Origin of the sequence: Nannocystis pusilla, from assembly GCF_020073745.1 — a bacterium.
Taxonomy (GTDB): domain Bacteria; phylum Myxococcota_A; class Polyangia; order Nannocystales; family Nannocystaceae; genus Nannocystis; species Nannocystis radixulma.
In genome coordinates this window covers 1-17,535 of sequence record NZ_JAIRAU010000056.1, presented here as the reverse complement: position 1 = coordinate 17,535, position 17,535 = coordinate 1, and the positions used below count along the sequence as shown (strand labels likewise).

10 protein-coding genes and 1 pseudogene are annotated in these 17,535 nt (G+C 71.3%); 6 read left to right on the top strand and 5 right to left on the bottom strand.

Annotated elements, in window-relative coordinates; all coding sequences use genetic code 11:
• Positions 1–90: 90 nt before the first annotated feature.
• The 4 genes from K7C98_RS37850 to K7C98_RS37835 all read left to right on the top strand — a co-directional run bounded on the left by K7C98_RS37850 (position 91) and on the right by K7C98_RS37835 (position 7,359).
• Positions 91–4,488 carry a DEAD/DEAH box helicase gene (locus tag K7C98_RS37850; RefSeq protein ID WP_224196766.1) on the top strand — a complete coding sequence of 1,466 codons (4,398 nt, stop codon included), beginning with the start codon at positions 91–93 and terminating at the stop codon, positions 4,486–4,488.
• 402 nt (positions 4,489–4,890) lie between these two features.
• A complete protein-coding gene (locus tag K7C98_RS37845; protein ID WP_224196765.1) occupies positions 4,891–5,724 on the top strand; it encodes an MbnP family copper-binding protein in 834 nt (277 codons plus the stop codon).
• Positions 5,725–5,735: 11 nt separating this feature from the next.
• On the top strand, positions 5,736–6,236 hold the full coding sequence (locus K7C98_RS37840) for a hypothetical protein (protein ID WP_224196764.1): 501 nt from the start codon (positions 5,736–5,738) through the stop codon (positions 6,234–6,236).
• Between the two features lie 28 nt (positions 6,237–6,264).
• Positions 6,265–7,359: a methanobactin export MATE transporter MbnM gene (locus K7C98_RS37835; protein ID WP_224196763.1), complete on the top strand. Its 1,095-nt coding sequence runs from the start codon at positions 6,265–6,267 to the stop codon at positions 7,357–7,359.
• A 123-nt stretch (positions 7,360–7,482) separates the two neighbouring features.
• Here K7C98_RS37835 and K7C98_RS37830 read toward each other — a convergent pair.
• From K7C98_RS37830 to K7C98_RS37810, 5 genes and pseudogenes are all read right to left on the bottom strand, one after another.
• Positions 7,483–7,656, bottom strand: a pseudogene (locus K7C98_RS37830) (phage tail protein); the annotation flags it as partial.
• 154 nt (positions 7,657–7,810) lie between these two features.
• The gene (locus tag K7C98_RS37825) at positions 7,811–8,173 is read right to left on the bottom strand and encodes a hypothetical protein (protein ID WP_224196761.1); all 363 of its coding nucleotides are present in this window, start codon (positions 8,171–8,173) and stop codon (positions 7,811–7,813) included.
• Positions 8,170–9,537: a DUF2403 domain-containing lipoprotein gene (locus K7C98_RS37820; protein WP_431312849.1), complete on the bottom strand. Its 1,368-nt coding sequence runs from the start codon at positions 9,535–9,537 to the stop codon at positions 8,170–8,172. Before K7C98_RS37820 ends, K7C98_RS37825 begins: the two co-directional genes overlap by 4 nt.
• A gap of 20 nt (positions 9,538–9,557) precedes the next feature.
• Entirely contained in the window at positions 9,558–10,946 is a 1,389-nt protein-coding gene (locus tag K7C98_RS37815; protein ID WP_224196760.1) for a hypothetical protein, read from the bottom strand.
• Between the two features lie 252 nt (positions 10,947–11,198).
• Positions 11,199–11,999, bottom strand: coding sequence for a M57 family metalloprotease (locus K7C98_RS37810; protein WP_224196759.1), 801 nt, complete (start codon positions 11,997–11,999; stop codon positions 11,199–11,201).
• A 1,137-nt stretch (positions 12,000–13,136) separates the two neighbouring features.
• On the opposite strand from K7C98_RS37810, the gene K7C98_RS37805 reads away from it, so the two are divergent.
• Together K7C98_RS37805 and K7C98_RS37800 are read left to right on the top strand one after the other, a co-directional pair.
• Positions 13,137–15,485 carry a DUF4215 domain-containing protein gene (locus K7C98_RS37805; protein ID WP_224196758.1) on the top strand — a complete coding sequence of 783 codons (2,349 nt, stop codon included), beginning with the start codon at positions 13,137–13,139 and terminating at the stop codon, positions 15,483–15,485.
• 40 nt (positions 15,486–15,525) lie between these two features.
• Positions 15,526–17,535 (top strand): DUF4215 domain-containing protein (locus K7C98_RS37800; RefSeq protein WP_224196757.1); only part of this gene is annotated, 2,010 nt, incomplete at its 3' end.

Below are 17,535 nucleotides of genomic sequence, written 5' to 3'. Positions count from 1 at the left end.
AAGGGCGGCCGGGCGCCGAGTCGCGAGCTCGCCGCTGCAGCGCCTGTGGCCGCACTGTACATCCAATCAGCCTCGCGCTATCGTGCCGCGGTGACGGACGATTCCGCGCTCCCCCGGGTCGACCCGCGCCTCGCCGACGCCGACGCGAGCGCCTCTTCGGCTGTCCCTTCGCACCTGTCCTGCGGGCCAGCCTTCTCCCCGCCGGTGGCGCGGTGGTTCGGCGAGCGGTTCGCCGGCCCGACCGAGGCCCAGCGGCGCGGCTGGGCCGCGATCGGCCGCGGCGAGGACACCCTCGTCATGGCCCCGACCGGCTCGGGCAAGACCCTCGCGGCCTTCCTCGCCGGCGTCGACGCGCTGGTCCGCCGCGGCCTCGCCGGCGAGCTGCGGGAGGGCGTGGCGATCGTCTACATCTCGCCGCTCAAGGCCCTCGGCGCCGACGTCGAGCGCAACCTGCAGCAGCCCCTGCGCGGCATCGAGGCCGCCGCCGCCGCGCTCGGCACCCCGCTGCCGACGATCCGCACCGCCCTGCGCACCGGCGACTCGACCGCCACCGAGCGCGCGCGGATCTTCCGCCAGCCGCCGCACCTCCTCATCACCACCCCCGAGTCGCTCTACCTCCTGCTCACCTCGGAGCGCGGGCGCACCATCCTGGCCGGCTGCGAGCAGGTCATCGTCGACGAGATCCACGCCCTCGTCGGCAACAAGCGCGGCGCCCACCTGGCCCTCTCGCTCGAGCGCCTCGACGCCCTGTGCGGCCGCAAGCTCCAGCGCATCGGCCTGTCCGCCACCGTCGAGCCGCCGGCCGAGGCCGCCCGCTTCCTCGTCGGCCACGATCTCCAAGGACATGTCCTTCAGAACATGCCCTATGGACCATATCTACGCGAACATGCCCAGGAGGACAGCCCGCGCCCTCGCCCGTGCCACCTCGTCGACGCCGGCCGGCGCCAGCCGCTCGACGTCGCGGTCGAGGTGCCGCAGGAGACGCTGTCGGCCGTCGCCTCGCGCAGCGCGTGGGACGACCTCTACGCCCGCATCGAGGCCTACCTCGGCGAGCACCGCACCACCCTGATCTTCGTGCCCAGCCGGCGCCTGGCCGAGCGGATCGCCCACGACCTCGAGCAGCGGCTCGGCGAGGGCGTGGTCGCGGCGCACCACGGCGCGCTGGCCAAGCGCACGCGGCAGATGGTCGAGCACAAGCTGCAGACCGGCGCGCTCAAGGCCGTCGTCGCCACCGCCTCGCTCGAGCTCGGCATCGACGTCGGCGACGTCGAGCTCGTGGTCCAGGTCGGCTCGCCGCGCTCGATCTCCGTGCTGCGCCAGCGGATCGGCCGGGCCTGCCACGCCGTCGGCGGCACGCCCAAGGGCCGGGTGTTCGCCACCACCCGCGACGACCTGATCGAGTGCGCCGCCGCGGTGCGGGCGATGAAGGCCGGGCGCATCGATCGCCCGGTCCAGCGCGAGGCCCCGCTCGACATCCTCGCCCAGCAGCTCGTCGCCACCTGCGCCGCCGAGGAGTGGGACGTCGAGGCGCTGTGGGCCCTCGCGCGCCGGGCCGCGCCGTACGCCGCGCTGACCCGCCGCGACTTCGACCAGGTCGTCGCCATGCTCGGCGACGGCATCGCCACCCGCCGCGGCCGCGCCGGCGCGCTGCTCCACCTCGACCGGATCCACGGCCGCGCCCGCGGCCGCCGCGGCGCCCGCCTGGCCGCGCTCACCTCCGGCGGGGCGATCCCCGACAAGGCCGACTACACCGTCGTCGAGGACACCAGCGAGGCCGTGGTCGGCACCGTCGACGAGGACTTCGCCATCGACAGCATGGTCGGCGACGTGTTCCGCCTCGGCTCGCACGCGTGGAAGATCCGCCGCGTCGAGGCCGGCCGGGTCCGCGTCGAGGACGCCAGGGGCCAGTCGCCGAGCATCCCGTTCTGGAACGGCGAGGGCCTGGCGCGCAGCGAGGCGCTGTCGCTCGAGGTCGCCGGCTTGCGACAAGAACTTTGGGGCATGCTCGAAGGGTCAGACGACGACCGCGCCCGCGCCCTGCTGGCCGACGACTGCGGCCTGTCGCAGCCGGCCATCGACCAGGCGATCGCCTACGTGGCCGAGGGCGCGCGCGCCCTGGGGGCCGTGCCGACCCAGGAGTGCCTGGTCGCCGAGCGCTTCTTCGACGAGGCCGGCGGCATGCAGCTCATCATCCACGCCCCGTTCGGCGCCCGCATCAACCGCGCGTTCGGCATGGGCCTGCGCAAGAAGTTCTGCCGCACCTTCGACTTCGAGCTGCAGGCGGCCGCCACCGACGACGCCGTGCTGCTGTCGCTCGGCCCGCAGCACTCGTTCCCGCTCGACGCGATCTTCCACTTCCTCCACGAGGAGGCGGTCGACGAGGCGCTGACGCAGGCGGCCTTGCAGTCGCCGATGTGGGAGACCCGCTGGCGGTGGAACGTGACCCGCTCGCTGGCGGTGCTGCGCCACCAGGGCGGCCGCCGGACCCCTCCGCCGATCCTGCGCATGCGCTCGGCCGACCTGCTCGCCGCCGTGTTCCCGGCCCAGGCCGGCTGCCAGGACAACCACGGCGGCGAGACGATCGAGCCGCCCGACCACCCGCTCGTGCACGAGACCACCCGCGACTGCCTCCACGAGGCCATGGACGCGGATGGCCTCAAGGCCATGTTGCGCCGCCTTCACGGCGGACAGATCACCGCCGTCTCGCGCGACACCGTCGCCCCCTCGCCGTTCTCGCACGGGATCCTGGCCGCCAACCCCTTCGCCTTCCTCGACGACGCCCCGCTCGAGGAGCGCTGGGCCCGGCAGGTCAAGACCGCCCGCCCCGGCGAGCTCGCCCTCCGCGGCGGCGACCTCCTCGGCCTCGACCCGCGCGCGATCGAGGCCGTCGTCGCCGCCGTCGCCGTCGACGGCCCCGCCGGCCCGCGCGACGCCGACGAGCTGCACGACCTCCTGTGCGCCCCGCGCCTCTTGCCCGCCCGCCCCGAGTGGGCCCCGCACTTCACCGCGCTGCTGCGATCGGGCCGGGCCGCCCAGCTGCGGCGCCCGCCTGCGGGTGCCTCCGGGGACATGTCCCATGAGACATTGTACATAGCCGCCGAGGTCATCCCATTGGCGCGCGCGCTGTGGCCCACCGCCGCGATCGAGCCGGCGATCGCCCTCCCGCCCGCGCTCGCCGGCGCCGTCGACCCCGAGGAGGCGGCGCTGCGGCTGGTCCGCGCCTACGTGCAGACGGCCCCGCCGCTGACCGCCGGCGCCCTCGCGGCCGCGCTGGGCCTCACGCGCGCCGACACCGAGGGCGCGCTGGCCCGCCTCGAGCTCGACGGCATCGTCCTCCAGGGCAGCTTCACCGCGCGGACCACGAGCGAGCCCGAATGGTGCGAGCGCCGCCTGCTGCAGCGGATCCACCGGCTCACGCTCGGGCGCCTGCGCGAGGAGGTGCGGGCGGTCGCCCCGGCCGAGTTGGTCCGCTTCCTCGCCCGCTGGCAGCACGTCCAGGCCGGCACGCAATTGCACGGCCCCGAGGGCCTCCTCCGCGTCATCGAACAACTCGAGGGCCTCGAGCTGCCGGCGCAATCGTGGGAGCGCGACGTCCTGCCGCGCCGCGTCCGCGGCTACGACCCGGCCTGGCTCGACGAGCTGTGCCTCGCCGGCGAGGTCGCCTGGGGCCGCCTGTCGCCGCTGCCGGCCGAGGGCCTCGAGCCCGGCGAGCTCCCGCGCGGGGCCGGCAAGGTCGCCCTGTTCCTGCGCGAGCACGCCTCGATCCTCGTCGCCCCGAGCAGCGTGCCCGCGCGCGAGTGGCCGCACCTGTCCCAGCTCGCCCGCGACGTCGCCGGCGTGCTCGAGCGCGGGGCCGCCTTCGCCGCCGACCTGCGCGCGGCGCTCGGCGCCGGCCACGACGACCTCGAGGAGGCGCTGTGGGAGCTCGCGCGCGCCGGCGCGATCACCAGCGACGGCTTCGCCGGCCTGCGCGCCCTGTGCGAGACCACCGATCCGCGCAAGGGCGCGCGCCGGCTGCTGCGCGGCCGCTGGTCGCTGCTCGCCCGCGACCTGTCCGACAAGCCAGATCCGTTCGGCGACGGCAGCCCGGTCGAGCTGGCCCGCCTCTACCTGCGCCGCTACGGCGTCGTCACCCGCCCGCTGCTCACCCGCGAGACCGGCGCGCCGCCGTGGCGCGCCCTCCTCGACGTCTACCGCCGGCTCGAGGCGCGCGGGGAGATCCGCGGCGGCCGCTTCGTCGCCGGCCAGCAGGGCGAACAATTCGCGCTGCCCGAGGCCGTCGAGGCCCTCGCCGCCCTCCGCCGCGTCCCCGCCGACGCCGAGGACCTCGAGGTCGCCGCCGTCGACCCGCTCAACCTCGTCGGCATCATCACCCCCGGCCCGCGCGTCCCCGCCGTCCGCGGCCAGGTCCTGCGCTACCGCGACGGCGCCCCCGTGGCCGTCACCCGCCCGCTCGCCGGCGCCGGTCTCTCAGGACATGTCTATTAGGACATTTTTTATAGGACATGGCTGTTCGAACATGTCCGAACGGCCACGAGGTCCGTGGCGGCTCCCGAACAGCGGGTCGCGCAGGCCGTAGCCGCGGGACCACGCCAGCTCGCCGTCGATGGCGCTCCCCGCCGCGAGTCCGTGCTCTGCAGGTAGGCGTCGATCGCCTCGAGCTTCGCTCGCCGCTGTGGATCGACTTCGTCCCGGCCGCTCCGATTCGCGCGAAATCGCTCCTCTCGTCGGATCGGCCGCCGCGCACGTTCCACACCGACATGTCCAAAAAGACATGTTTTACCCATCGCCCCTCGGCGAAAGTGTCCTGCGACACCGGGTCGCACGCCCTGCGCGCTGCGACGGGGGGTCGCATCGCCGCCTGGCGCGACCTCCGCTATTCGAGCTCTGGTGAACCTCCGCGCGCTGTCTCTCCTCCTCCTCGCCGGCACCGGCTGCGCCGTCGGCGACCGCGACGTCACCCTGCGCTTCGACGCGCGGTTCGGCAACGAGCCGTTCGCCTGCGGCCGCGACTTCGCCGGCATCGGCACCTCGGGCGGCGCGGTCACCCCGCTCGACTTCCGCGTCTACGTCCACGACGTCGCGCTCGTGCGGGCCGGCGGCGAGCGAGTGCCGCTCGACATCGTCGACGACGAGACCTGGCAGCACGACGGCCTCGTCCTGCTCGACTTCGAGGACGGCAGCGGCGCGTGCATGACCGGCAGCCCGCTGATGAACAGCGAGATCCGCGGCACCGCGCCCGACCACGACGATTACACCGGCGTCGAGTTCATCGTCGGCGTCCCCGACGCGCAGAACCACCTCGACGGCGCCACCGCCCCGGCCCCGCTCAACGCCCAGGGTCTGTGGTGGAGCTGGGCCGGCGGCTACAAGTACATCCGCCTCGACGTCCGCCCGACCAGCCAGCCCGAGTTCTTCTACCACCTGGGCGCCACCTCGTGCGCCGGCAGCGTCGCCGAGGGCTTCTCCTGCGAATACGACAACCTCGCGACGGTCCGCCTCGACGGCTTCGACCCCGACGCCAACGTCATCAAGATCGACGGCGCGGCGATCCTCGCCGGCGTCGACGTCGACAAGGTGCCCGACGGGATGACCGACACGCTGCCCGGCTGCATGGCCTTCCCCGGCGACCCCGAGTGCCCGGCGATGATGGCCGCGCTCGGCCTGCGCTTCGAGAGCGACGAGGCCGGCGCCGCCCAGACCGTCTTCTCCGTCGCCGAGTGAGGTCCACGCCGATGCACCGCTCGCTCCTCACCTTCGCCCTCGCCCTCGCCCCGCTCGCCTGCGGCGACCCCGAGCCCGAGCCCTTCCTCGGCGACGACGAGTTCGTCCGCGACCCCGCGCTCGACGTCGAGCTCGTCAGCGCCCGCGGCGACGACATCAGCCACGCCGTCGGCGACAACTGCATGCGCTGTCACCAGGAGAACGGCCCCGGGCCCGGCCGCTTCACCGTCGCCGGCACGCTCCACGACGCCGACGGCGCGCCCGCACCGGACGGCCTCGTCGAGCTGCGCACCGCCCCCGACGGCGCGGGCGACCTCGTGCTCGCCATCGAGGTCGACGCGCGCGGCAACTTCTACTCCACCGAGCCGCTGGCCTTCCCCGACACCGCGCTGTTCCCCACGGTGTACAGTGGCGACGGTGCCCGCAAGAACCACATGCCGTTCCCGACCAGCTCGGGCGCCTGCAACGTCTGCCACGCCGGCGGCTTCGGCGTGCGGCTCCCGGAGGCCTGAGGTGCGACGCGCGGCTGTCTGTTTCGCCATGCTCCTCGGGTCATGTCCTGAAGAACAGCCATTGGCCGAGGCGCCGTGGGAGTGGCAGCTGCCGCCCGGCTTCCCCGAGCCGCACGTGCCCGAGGACAACCCGATGAGCGCCGCCAAGGCCGAGCTCGGGCGCCACATCTTCTACGACGAGCGGCTGTCGTACAACGAGACCATGGCGTGCGCCACCTGCCACGAGCAGGCGCGCGCCTTCAGCGACGGCAAGGCGACCCCCGTCGGCTCCACCGGCCACGCGCTGCCGCGCAACGGCATGAGCCTGACCAACGTCGCCTTCCTCTCGGTCTACACCTGGGCCAACCCCAAGCTCGGCACGCTCGAGCAGCAGGTGCTGGTGCCGATGTTCGCCGACTTCCCGCTCGAGCTCGGCGTGCAGCAGGACACCGACGCCATCGTGCGCCGCTTCGCCGACGACCCCGAGTACCAGGAGCTGTTCGCGGCCGCCTACCCCGACGACGCCGACCCGTTCACCGTCGACCACATCGTCCAGGCCCTCGCCTCGTTCCAGCGCACCCTGATCTCCGGCGACAGCGCCTACGACCGCTTCATCTACGACGGCGACACCACGGCGATGTCCGAGTCGGCCCAGCGCGGCATGGCCCTGTTCTTCAGCGAGACCGGCGAGTGCTATCATTGCCACGCTGGCGTCAACTTCTCGACGTCGTTCCGCAGCGCCGGCACCGAGGCCGGCCCGCCCGACTTCCAGAACAACGGCCTCTACAACCTCGACGCCGACGGCGCCTACCCGCCCGGCAACGGCGGCCTCTACGAGTTCACCGGCGAGCCGCGCGACCAGGGCAAGTTCCGCGTCCCCACCCTGCGCAACGTCGCCGTCACCGCGCCGTACATGCACGACGGCAGCATCGCCACCCTCGCCGAGGTCATCGACCACTACGCCGCCGGCGGCCGCGTGATCGCCGAGGGCCCGTTCGCCGGCGACGGCCGCCAGAACCCCAACAAGAGCCCGCTGGTCCGCGAGATCGAGCTGTCCGCGCAGGACCGCGCCGACCTCGTCGCCTTCCTCGAGAGCCTCACCGACGAGGCCTTCCTCACCGACCCGAAGTTCGGCCCGCCGTGACCCGCGAACGCGAGCGCCGGGCCCACGCGGGCCCGGCGTGCGCTTGCGCGAGTCGAGCTATTCGCGCGACGGGTACACGCCCTCGACGGCGATGATGTAGCGCAGCCCCTCCACCGGCACCGACTCCATTTTGGGCAGCGCGAAGGTGGTCCGCCCGTCGCCGCCGTACGTGGTGCCGAGGAGCGAGAACAGGGCCGTGTTCTGCGCGATGGGCAACAGCTGCCCGTCGCACTTGGCCCAGCCGCGGGGCGCGAAGTTACCGGCGAACAGACGAATTTCAGCGAGCAGCGGATCCATGGCGATTCTCCTTGTGACCGCGACGATAACAGGCTTCGCGAGGTTCCACGCCTGACGAATGCGCGCATCGCCGACGCGCTCGCGCGCCGGCCTCAGCCGCACACACCGTTCAGGCACGGAACTGCGCAATTCCTCTCTCGAGCACGCACGACCGTCAACCCTGCGGATTGCAGGTCACGTTGTTGATCTCCCCGCCCGCCATGTCCGAGTACGTATACGGTTGATTGAGCCCGTTGTACTCCGCGATCTCGAACGTGTCCGGGTGGATCCGGTACGCCACCGTCCCGCCGAGGATGACCGCCCAGATGTAGCCGTCGACGTCGACCCCGATCCCGCGCGCGAGGCCCTGATTCGGCAGCGTCACCTTCCCGCCGACCATCATCGTCTCCGAGTCGAGCCAGCCGATCCCGCCGCTCGTCGCGTGCCAGATCCGCCCCTGAAGGTCCTGCGCCACCCCCGAGCCGCCGTTCGGCTGTAGATCGCCGACCTGCAGCGCCCACGTCTGCGCGCCCCTCACTGGGGCAGGCGAAGATTCAGGAAGTCCTCGACAGCCTCGCGTGAAATCACGTTAGGAACCGCCGGGAGGATCTGCTGCACCTCGGCGGGGACATTTCCGGGGTGGATCACGGCGACCTGTACGGTGCGCGATCGTTCATCCAGCAGGAACAGATAGAAGCGATCGTCCAGAGCGCGGCGCCATGCCGGGCCCGCGCTCATCGCCGGGTCGTTCGCGTCGATGACGGCGCCCTGGTCCATCGCCGTCAGGCTGTTCACATCGACGAGGTCGGCGTCGGCCGGGAATTGCTCGATGCCGCACGATTGAATGCCGCACGTCACCCCTCCGAGTGACCCGACCTGGTAGGAGCGAATGCCGGTGCTGATGATGTCGCGGTTGCCCCACTGAGCCCCGGACGCCTCCGCGATCACCTCGAACACGTTGATCTGGCCGCACCCGTCTCCCAGCTGGCCGTTGTCGGTGTTGTTGAAGCAGTGGCACGGATGGTAGCCCGACCATCCGTCACGATTCAGCTCGGAGGGAGAGATGCCGATCCAGGGCGCGTCTTGCTCGCGCTCGACCTCGCCGTCGGCGATACAGCTGAGCGGCTGCATGTCGGGATCGTCGGCGTACGGCATCGACGCCAGCAGCACGACGAGCTTCGAGCCGGCCCACCCGTAGTGGTCGAGATCCGACCCCGGACAGTAGGGATCGCTCCCCGGCCCGCAGGGGAACTCTCGCTCCTGCATCGCGAAGTAGCTGCAGTTGTTGCCGAGGTCCCCGAGAAACTCCTTCGCGCCGTCGGGGCCCGAAAATCGGAGGTTGTACGGCTGGTCCGGCGTCCGACGGTCCCAGAACGAACGGATCGCCCAGGGGCCATCGTTGCCCGCGAGCGGCTGATACACCGCCAACATCTTCACCCGCAGCGGCCCGTCGAGCACCATGTGGAGCTGCTCGTTGAACGGCGTCAGCTGATCGGACGTCACCTCGTGCCTGGTGCGACAGCAGAACTCGCTGCCCCAGCCGAAGTCGATCGTCTCCGACTGGACGTCACAGCGCGGGTCCCCCGGCTCGGCCTCGATCCGGCGGCCCCAGTAGCCGGGCGCGCCGATGCTGGTAAACGTCAACGTCCCGCCGCGCGTGGGGTCGCCGGTGTTCGTCGGGTCCGGGGGAGGATGCGGCGGCGCGTGGCTGTCGTCGAGATCGGGCCAGTTGCCCGTATCCGGATCTCCCGTGGGAGTGTCGTCGTTCGTGCCGTTCGAGCTCGCGCCGGTCGAGCTCGTGCCGGTCGAGCTCGCGCTGTTCGAGCTGCTCGCGCCGTTCGAGCTGCACGCGCTCGCCAGCGCGACTGCGAGGAGGGGCACGGCGTGGATCGAGTGTCTCATGCGGCCTCGCCGTCGACGCTTCAGAGGTCCTCGATGATCGCGAACACGTGGTCGCCTCGATCCTGGAAGACAGGGCCGTTGACGATGAAGCGGCCGTTCTTGTCGTTGAGCGAGTGCACCTCGGGACCCTCGCCGGTGGGGATCCACTCCTGGTTGGCCTGTTGCTCGTAAGACAGCGTCCCGAGCAGCTCCGTCTTCTGCTCCTGGCCCAGGTAACGGTAGAGCGTGATCTTGTACAATTGATCGCGGGTCGGGATGTCACCCATCTCCGTCCTCGCCGCGCGCAGCTCCGGCCAGGTGAAGCCCTCCGCGTGGGCGAAGTTGAAGCCCGCCTGGTCGCACCCGCCCGAGTACGGCTTGTGGAAGTTGCCGGGCGAATTGAGGCCGGGCGCGCCATCGTCCTCCCACACGGCGACCTCCTCCATCGAGCGCCCCTTGTGGCCCCAGTACTTGTGTCCCGGCGCTCCGGCCGAGGCGTATCCGGGCAGGAAGGTCTCCGACGGGTAGTAGGATTCGTTGCCCGGGAACTGCGTGCGAGTCGTCGGGACGGGCGCGCTCGCCAGGTTGATCGTCACGCACCCGTGATAGTCGTCCCACCCCTCGTCGTGATTGGCGACCGTGGCCCGCTCCGGCTTCGGGACGTAGACCTTGCCCTCGGGATCGACGTACAGCCCGAAGTTGAGCTCCCAGTGCTCCCCATGCCGCGGCCACTCGAAGCCCTGCGAGTCGGGCGCCGCCGGGTTCAAGAAGAACATCTTGTAGCCGTCGCCCTCGGGGTGCACGACCCACGTCGGCCTGAAGCCCGTGAAGTTGATCGGATCGTCGGGCAACGGATCCTGGTTGTACGTGGAGTAGCCGTACTCGTAGCCGGCGTTGACATGGTAGACGAAGGGCCGCATCCCGCCGTTCTGTTCGATGAGCTGCGCGGGATCGTCGTTCGAGCCGATCGCCCAGCCCTTGTTCTTCTCCCCGGGGATCCAGGCGATGTCGTCCGTGACCCCCTTGAGGTAGGGGACCTCGAAGTCGCTGTCGACGATGTAGTGGGTCTCGGTCTCCTCCACCGGGAAGTCCTTGCCACACTGCACCGCGGACAGCGTGTAGGTCCAGGGCATCGCCGAGACGACCGGGTACGACTGGCCCTGGAACGTCGTGTCGGCGAGATGAATCACGCGATAGGTGTTGGAGAACGGCGTGGTGTTGTCGACGCCGTCGACGACACAGTCCTCGGGCGGCCGCTCATCGGGGCCCTCGCCGCCGTCGCTGCCGCTCGTCGTCGGGCCTTCGCCGCCGTCGCTGCCGGTCGCGCTCGAGCCTTCGTCTCCGTCACTCCCACTCGCGCCCGCTCCGCTGTCCGAGCACGCGGTCAGCAACGCCGCCACACACACAACGGCGACCTCGATCGTGTTCATTCTCGCATCCTATCTCACGACGAAGCGCAGAGGAAGGCGGAAAAACGAGCGCTCCGTGGCGCCGTCCACCCATGACATCCCCGACCTCGGCCTCCGTCGCCACCCGGAAGGCATCGCCGCGGCTCGACGGAGCGCCGAGCCCGAGACGCGCCGCTCAGGGCACGACGCGTACGATCATTCATGGGAGGCCCGGTCCGCCGAAGAGCGCCTCCCCTCCGCCGGCGGGCCCTTCGAGCCCCGCGCACCCACGCACTAATAGAGGGCGTTGAGCGCAGTGAGGTCGCTGGCCGTCCACTGCCCCGTGCTGCCTTGATTGAAGCACGAGTTCATGACCGAGCCGTCGAGGGCCGCGGTGGTCGGCGTGCCGGCGATGTGGATCGCGCCGACGCCGGCGTCGCCCTCGTTGCCGCCCGCGCCGCAGCTGATGGCGCGGTTGTAGTAATCCGTGTGACGGAACCCGATGCAGTGCCCGAGCTCGTGGGTGATGACGTGCGTCGCGACCGCGAGCCCGTAGTTGGCCGTGGACTTGCCGACGTTGACCTTGCTGTACGGCAGCCCGCCTTCCGGGAAGCCCGACGATCCGCCGGCTGCCCCCTTGGCGGTCATGGTGATCTCGGCGTCGCAACCGGCGTCGGACCCGTTAGTGCGGACCATGTCGAACGACAGGTTCAGGCTGGTGTAGTTGGCGATCGCCTTGTCGAGCGCGGTGCTCAGCGTCCCGGAGAAGCTCGACCCGTCGATGCAGATGACGGCGATCCCCGGATCGACCAGATTCGTCGTCCGGTACTGCCGGAACTGGATCTCTCCCGCATGCTCCTCGTGGCCGTCGAGCCCGATCATCTCCCGCGAGGCCTGCAGGGTCACGACGGCATCACCGCCGACGATGACCACGCCGTCGTCTCCGACCTCGATCTCGCTCTCCGGGTAGCCCGCGGCCAGGAGGTTGTCGACGATCTCCTGATTCACCGTCTCGAGCTCCGCGCCGTCGATGACCTCCGACTCGCCACAGGCGAAGAGGACCGTCGCCGCAACCAGACACGCTTTCCTCAACATCATGGTGACTCCTGTATTCCGAGGCTGAACCTACGGGTGATCGTCCTCGGCTTCAAGGGACTTTCTTCGCGCGCAGTGATGATTCCCCTCGACAGAGGTATCGGCATTCATGGACCTGTCGCGAGCGACTCGTCGCATCGCCAGACTGCGCATTGAACGTGAGCGATGAATTCCAAGATCGGCAGCCCACGATTCGTCGATCTTGTCGTGAGCTCGACCGCGGCGTCACCTTCCCGGGTCGCCGCGTGCACCCCAGACCGGTTCACCACGGGGCGCCCGCCACGCACTCGCGGCCTTCACCACCAGGGCCTACAGGGCGCTGGAAAGCGCCGGAGCGCCCGGACGCTCGCGACTTCGGGCGCCGCCCTGCGCGCGGCGTCGCCCCGACATCGGCGGGCCGATGCGCGCTCGTCCGTCCTACCGCGACGGTCTAATGAGACGAATACCGGAAGCGATCGGACCTGCTGCCAGAGACACATGGAGAAGACTCGTCTATGTATACACGACGATCCCGGCCATTCCTCCCGGAAGCTCGTCGCGCGCCATCGCGGCGGTTGGATGATACGTTCAGGGCCCAAGGCGCCGGGCCACGGCTTTCGAGTACGAACTGGAATCCTGCCGCACTCGGGTCGGCACCGAGGATGGGTGCAGCCCATCGCCCCGCCAGGGCGCGAATTCCTGCAGGCAGTGTGAATTACGCACGCCAGGGCCCATGATACGCGCAGCCTCGCCGGCCTCCAGCCGAGCGTCGCCCGAACAGCTCGTCTTGCGGATCGGTCCCTTCCGCCCACCTGGTCCGAGGGCCGCGCCGCGATCCTCTTTATGAGGACGCGGCGTCGCCGGCCCGCCCCCGGCCGCGAGCGGTGGCGCAGTCATCGACGCGGCGCTCGAGCCCGCCCGCTCTGCAGCCTCCGCGCGACTGCGACCGCCGGCCCGCGGCAATGCGGCTCGAACATACATGGCTCGAATTTCATGTGTCCGTCCCTCGCGCGAGGCAGCGCCAGTGTCTCGAATTGCGACCGGTCGGGACTCCAATTCACGTCTGACGCGTTCACGTCGAACCCGCGCTCGCGCCGCACCTCGCGGTCGCGGCGTGGGTAGCTTCTTGGACGAGCGATCGATCGGAGTAAAAAAGAGATGGCGAACACGAAGAACCTCGGGGCTCGTCGCGCGTACACCTGTGCGCTTGCGACGGCGCTGCACCTTTTGGCCACCGGCTGCGACGGTGGCGTCGAAGTCTCGATCAACATCACCAGCCCTTCTCCCGAGCCCCCGTGCGGCGACGGCGAGATCGGTCCTGACGAGGAATGCGACGACGGCGAGGCCAACGGCAACGACGCCGCGTGCAAGCTCGATTGCACCCTCAACGTCTGCGGCGACGGTCACGTCGGTCCGGGCGAGACCTGCGACGACGGCAACGGCGTCGACGACGACGCCTGCAGCAACACCTGTGTGGCGGCCCCGGCCTGCGGCGACGGCGTCGTCCAGCCCGGCGAGGCCTGCGACGACGGCAACGACGTCGACGACGACGCCTGCAGCAACGCCTGCGCCCTCCCAGCCTGCGGCGACGGCGTCGTCCAGCCCGGCGAGGCCTGCGACGACGGCAACGGCGACGACGCCGACCTGTGCACCACCGCTTGCCTCCCCGCCAGCTGCGGCGACGATCACCACCAGCCCGCCGCCGGCGAGGAGTGCGACGACGGGGCCGCCAACGGCCCGGGCGCGGCCTGCCGCGTCGATTGCAAGCTCAACGTCTGCGGCGACGGCGACATCGGCCCCGGCGAGGCGTGCGACAACGGCCCGAGCAACGCCGACCACGCCGCCTGCAAGCTCGATTGTACCGTCAACGTGTGCGGCGACGGCCACGTCGGCCCGATGGAGGGCTGCGACGACGGCAACGACGTCGACGACGACGCGTGCACCAATGCGTGCATCGTCCCGCCCTGCGGCGACGGCGTCGTCCAGGCCACCGAGGCCTGCGACGACGGCAACACCGACAACACCGACGCCTGCACCACCGCCTGCACCGCGGCCGCCTGCGGCGACGGCTTCATCCAGGCCGGCGAGGCCTGCGACGATGGCGCGGACAACAGCGACGGCGGAGATTGCACGCTCGCCTGCGCCGTCGCGACCTGCGGCGACGGCCTCGTCCACGATCAGGGCGGCGGCGGCGAGCAGTGCGACGAGGGCCTCGCCAACGGCCCCGGTCACGCCTGCCTCGCCGATTGCACGCTCAACGTCTGCGGCGACGGCGACCTCGGCCCCGGTGAGGCCTGCGACGACGGCAACCTCACCGGCGGCGACGGCTGCGGCCCGATGTGCACCCACGAGTCGTGCGGCAACGCGATCGTCGACGCCCTCGAGCAGTGCGACGACGGCCAGGACGGCGACCCGGACGACGGCTGCACCGACGAATGCATGCTGCCGGCCTGCGGCGACGGCCTCGTCCAGCCCAGCGAGGGCGAGGAGTGCGACGAGGGGGCCGGAAACAGCGACGGCGGGACCTGCACGAGCGACTGCAAGGTCGCGACCTGCGGCGACGGTCACGTGTGGCTCGCGGTCGAGCAGTGCGACGACGGCCCGGGCAACGCCGACACCCACGCCTGCAAGCTCGATTGCACCCTCAACTACTGCGGCGACGGCCACGTCGGCCCCGGCGAGGCGTGCGACGACGCCGACGCCATCAATGAGGACACCTGCACCAACGCCTGCAAGCTGCCGACCTGCGGCGACGGCTTCAAGCAGGGCGCCGAGGAGTGCGACCTCGGGCCGCTGAACAGCAACACCGGCGAGTGCACCCTCGCGTGCAAGGCCGCCACCTGCGGCGACGGCTTCGTCCACGCCGGCGTCGAGCCCTGCGACGACGGCAACGCCAGCAACACGGACGCCTGTCGCACCGGCTGCGTGCCGGCCGCGTGCGGTGACGGCTTCGTCCACGCCGGCGTCGAGGGCTGCGACGACGGCAACAACCTCGACGAGGACCTGTGCAACGCCGACTGCACCAGGCCCAAGCGGGTGTTCATCACCAACACGGCCTACGCGGGCAATATCGGCGGCGTCGCGCAGGCCAAGCAGAGGTGCCAGGAGCGCGCCAACGCGGCCGGCCTGGGCGGCACCTGGGACGCCTGGATCAGCGCCGCCGGCAGCAGCCCGGCGCTGCGCTTCGTCAGGTCGACGACCCGTTACGCGCGCCTGGACGGCAAGGAGATCGCGCAGAGCTGGGAGGACCTGACGGACGGCACCCTCGACGCGCCGATCAACGTCAACGAGTTGGGCGCGGTCGTGGCGCAGGGCGAGGCGTGGACCGGCACCGCCGCGAACGGGAGCGCCCTCGGGGACACCTGCCTGAATTGGGCCACCAATTCGTCCTCGTACTACGCCTACGAGGGCCGCAACGACGCCACCGACATGAACTGGTCCGCGCGCTCGCTCGCGTTCTCGTCCCAGTGTCACGTGACGCAGCGGCTCTACTGCTTCGAGCAATGACCGCGCGCGCTCGCATCACCCTTTTGGAGATTTCACCGCCATGACCATGAAGATCCGACCCATTCATCCCCTGCGCGCGGGCCTGCTCGCGGCCGGCCTGCAGCTCGCCGCCCCCGGCTGCGACGGCGCCCTCGACGTCGGCGTCGACATCAACGTCTCCACCGCCGGCGGCGGCGCCTGCGGCGACGATCACCTCGACCCCGGCGAGCAATGCGACGACGGCGAGGCCAACGGCCCCGGCCAGGCGTGCCTCGCCGACTGCCAGCTCAACGTCTGCGGCGACGGCGACGTCGGCCCCGGCGAGGCCTGCGACGACGGCGAAGACAACGGCCCCGCCGCCCCCTGCACCGCTCAATGTCAGCCCGCCGCCTGCGGCGACGGCTTCGTCGGCCCCGGCGAGGCCTGCGACGACGGCAACGCGCTCGACACCGACCTCTGCACCTCCGCCTGTGTCCCCGCCGCCTGCGGCGACGGCCATCATCAACCCGCCGCCGGCGAACAATGCGACGACGGCCCCGCCAACGCCGCAAGCGCGGCCTGTCGCGTCAATTGCATGACCAACGTCTGCGGCGACGGCGACATCGGCCCGGGCGAATCATGCGACAACGGCCCGAGCAACGGCGACAACGCCGCCTGCAAGCTCGACTGCACCCTGAGCGTGTGCGGCGACGGCCTCGTCGGCCCGATGGAGGGCTGCGACGACGGTAACGCGGTCGACCTCGACGAATGCAGCAACACCTGCGTCGCGGCCACCTGCGGCGACGGCGTCGTCCAGGCCACCGAGGCGTGCGACGACGGCAACGCCAGCGACACCGACCTGTGCACCACCGCCTGCACCGCCGCGGCCTGCGGCGACGGCCACGTCCAACCCGGCGAGGCCTGCGACGAGGGCCTCGCCAACAGCGACGGCGGCGACTGCACCCTCGCGTGCGCCCTCGCGACGTGCGGCGACGGCCTGGTCCACGATCAGGGCGGAGCCGGCGAGCAGTGCGACGAGGGCCCCGCCAACGGCCCCGGTCAAGCCTGCCTCGCCGATTGCACCCTCAACGTCTGCGGCGACTCGGACCTCGGCCCCGGCGAGGCCTGCGACGACGGCAACCTCGCCCCCGGCGACGGCTGCAGCCCGCTGTGCGCGCTCGAGGAGTGCGGCAACGGGATCGTCGATCCGGGCGAGCCGTGCGACGACGGCGCGGACGGCGATCAGAACGACGCCTGCACCGACGAATGCACCGTGCCGGCGTGCGGCGACGGCTTCGTCCAGGCCAGCCTCGGCGAGCAGTGCGACGCCGGCGCGGGCAACAGCGACGCCGGCGCGTGCACCCTGAGCTGCAAGCACGCGGTGTGCGGCGACGGCCACGTGTGGCTCGAGGAAGAGCAGTGCGACGCCGGCGCGGGCAACGGCAACGACAAGCCCTGCAAGCTCGATTGCACCGGCGCCGTCTGCGGCGACGGCGTCGTCGGCCCCGGCGAGGCCTGCGACGACGCCGACGACGACGACGACGACGAGTGCACCAGCGCGTGCAAGGTCATGACCTGCGGCGACGGCGAGGTGCAGGTCGGCGAGGAGTGCGACGACGGCCCCGCCAACGACAACGCCGGCGCCTGCACCCTCACGTGCCTGGTCGCCAGCTGCGGCGACGGCTTCGTCCAGGCCGGCGAGACCTGCGACGACGGCGACGACGACGACACCGACGCCTGCAGGAACAGCTGCCAGGTGGCCGCCTGCGGCGACGGTGTGCTGTGGGCCGGCCACGAGCAGTGCGACGACGGCAACACGGTCTCCGGCGACGGCTGCAACGCCAACTGCACCCGGCCCAAGCGCGTGTTCGTCACCGCCATCACCTACGACGGCAACCTCGGCGGGTTTGCCGGCGCGAAGACCAAGTGCCAGGCCCGGGCCGACGCGGCCGGGCTCGGCGGCACCTGGGACGCGTGGATCAGCACCTCGAGCAGCCCCCTGACGCGCTTCATCCAATCCCCCACCGGCTACGCGCGCCTCGACGACGTCATCGTCGCCGAGAGCTGGGCCGACCTGGTCGACGGCACCCTC

What these genes read in the sequence shown, in the direction of transcription:
- K7C98_RS37840 (WP_224196764.1), top strand. Translation starts at nt 5,736, where the DNA reads ATGCACCGCTCGCTCCTCACCTTCGCCCTCGCCCTCGCCCCGCTCGCC.
- K7C98_RS37835 (WP_224196763.1), top strand. Translation starts at nt 6,265, where the DNA reads ATGCTCCTCGGGTCATGTCCTGAAGAACAGCCATTGGCCGAGGCGCCG.
- K7C98_RS37820 (WP_431312849.1), bottom strand. Translation starts at nt 9,537, where the DNA reads ATGAGACACTCGATCCACGCCGTGCCCCTCCTCGCAGTCGCGCTGGCG.
- K7C98_RS37815 (WP_224196760.1), bottom strand. Translation starts at nt 10,946, where the DNA reads ATGAACACGATCGAGGTCGCCGTTGTGTGTGTGGCGGCGTTGCTGACC.
- K7C98_RS37810 (WP_224196759.1), bottom strand. Translation starts at nt 11,999, where the DNA reads ATGTTGAGGAAAGCGTGTCTGGTTGCGGCGACGGTCCTCTTCGCCTGT.
- K7C98_RS37805 (WP_224196758.1), top strand. Translation starts at nt 13,137, where the DNA reads ATGGCGAACACGAAGAACCTCGGGGCTCGTCGCGCGTACACCTGTGCG.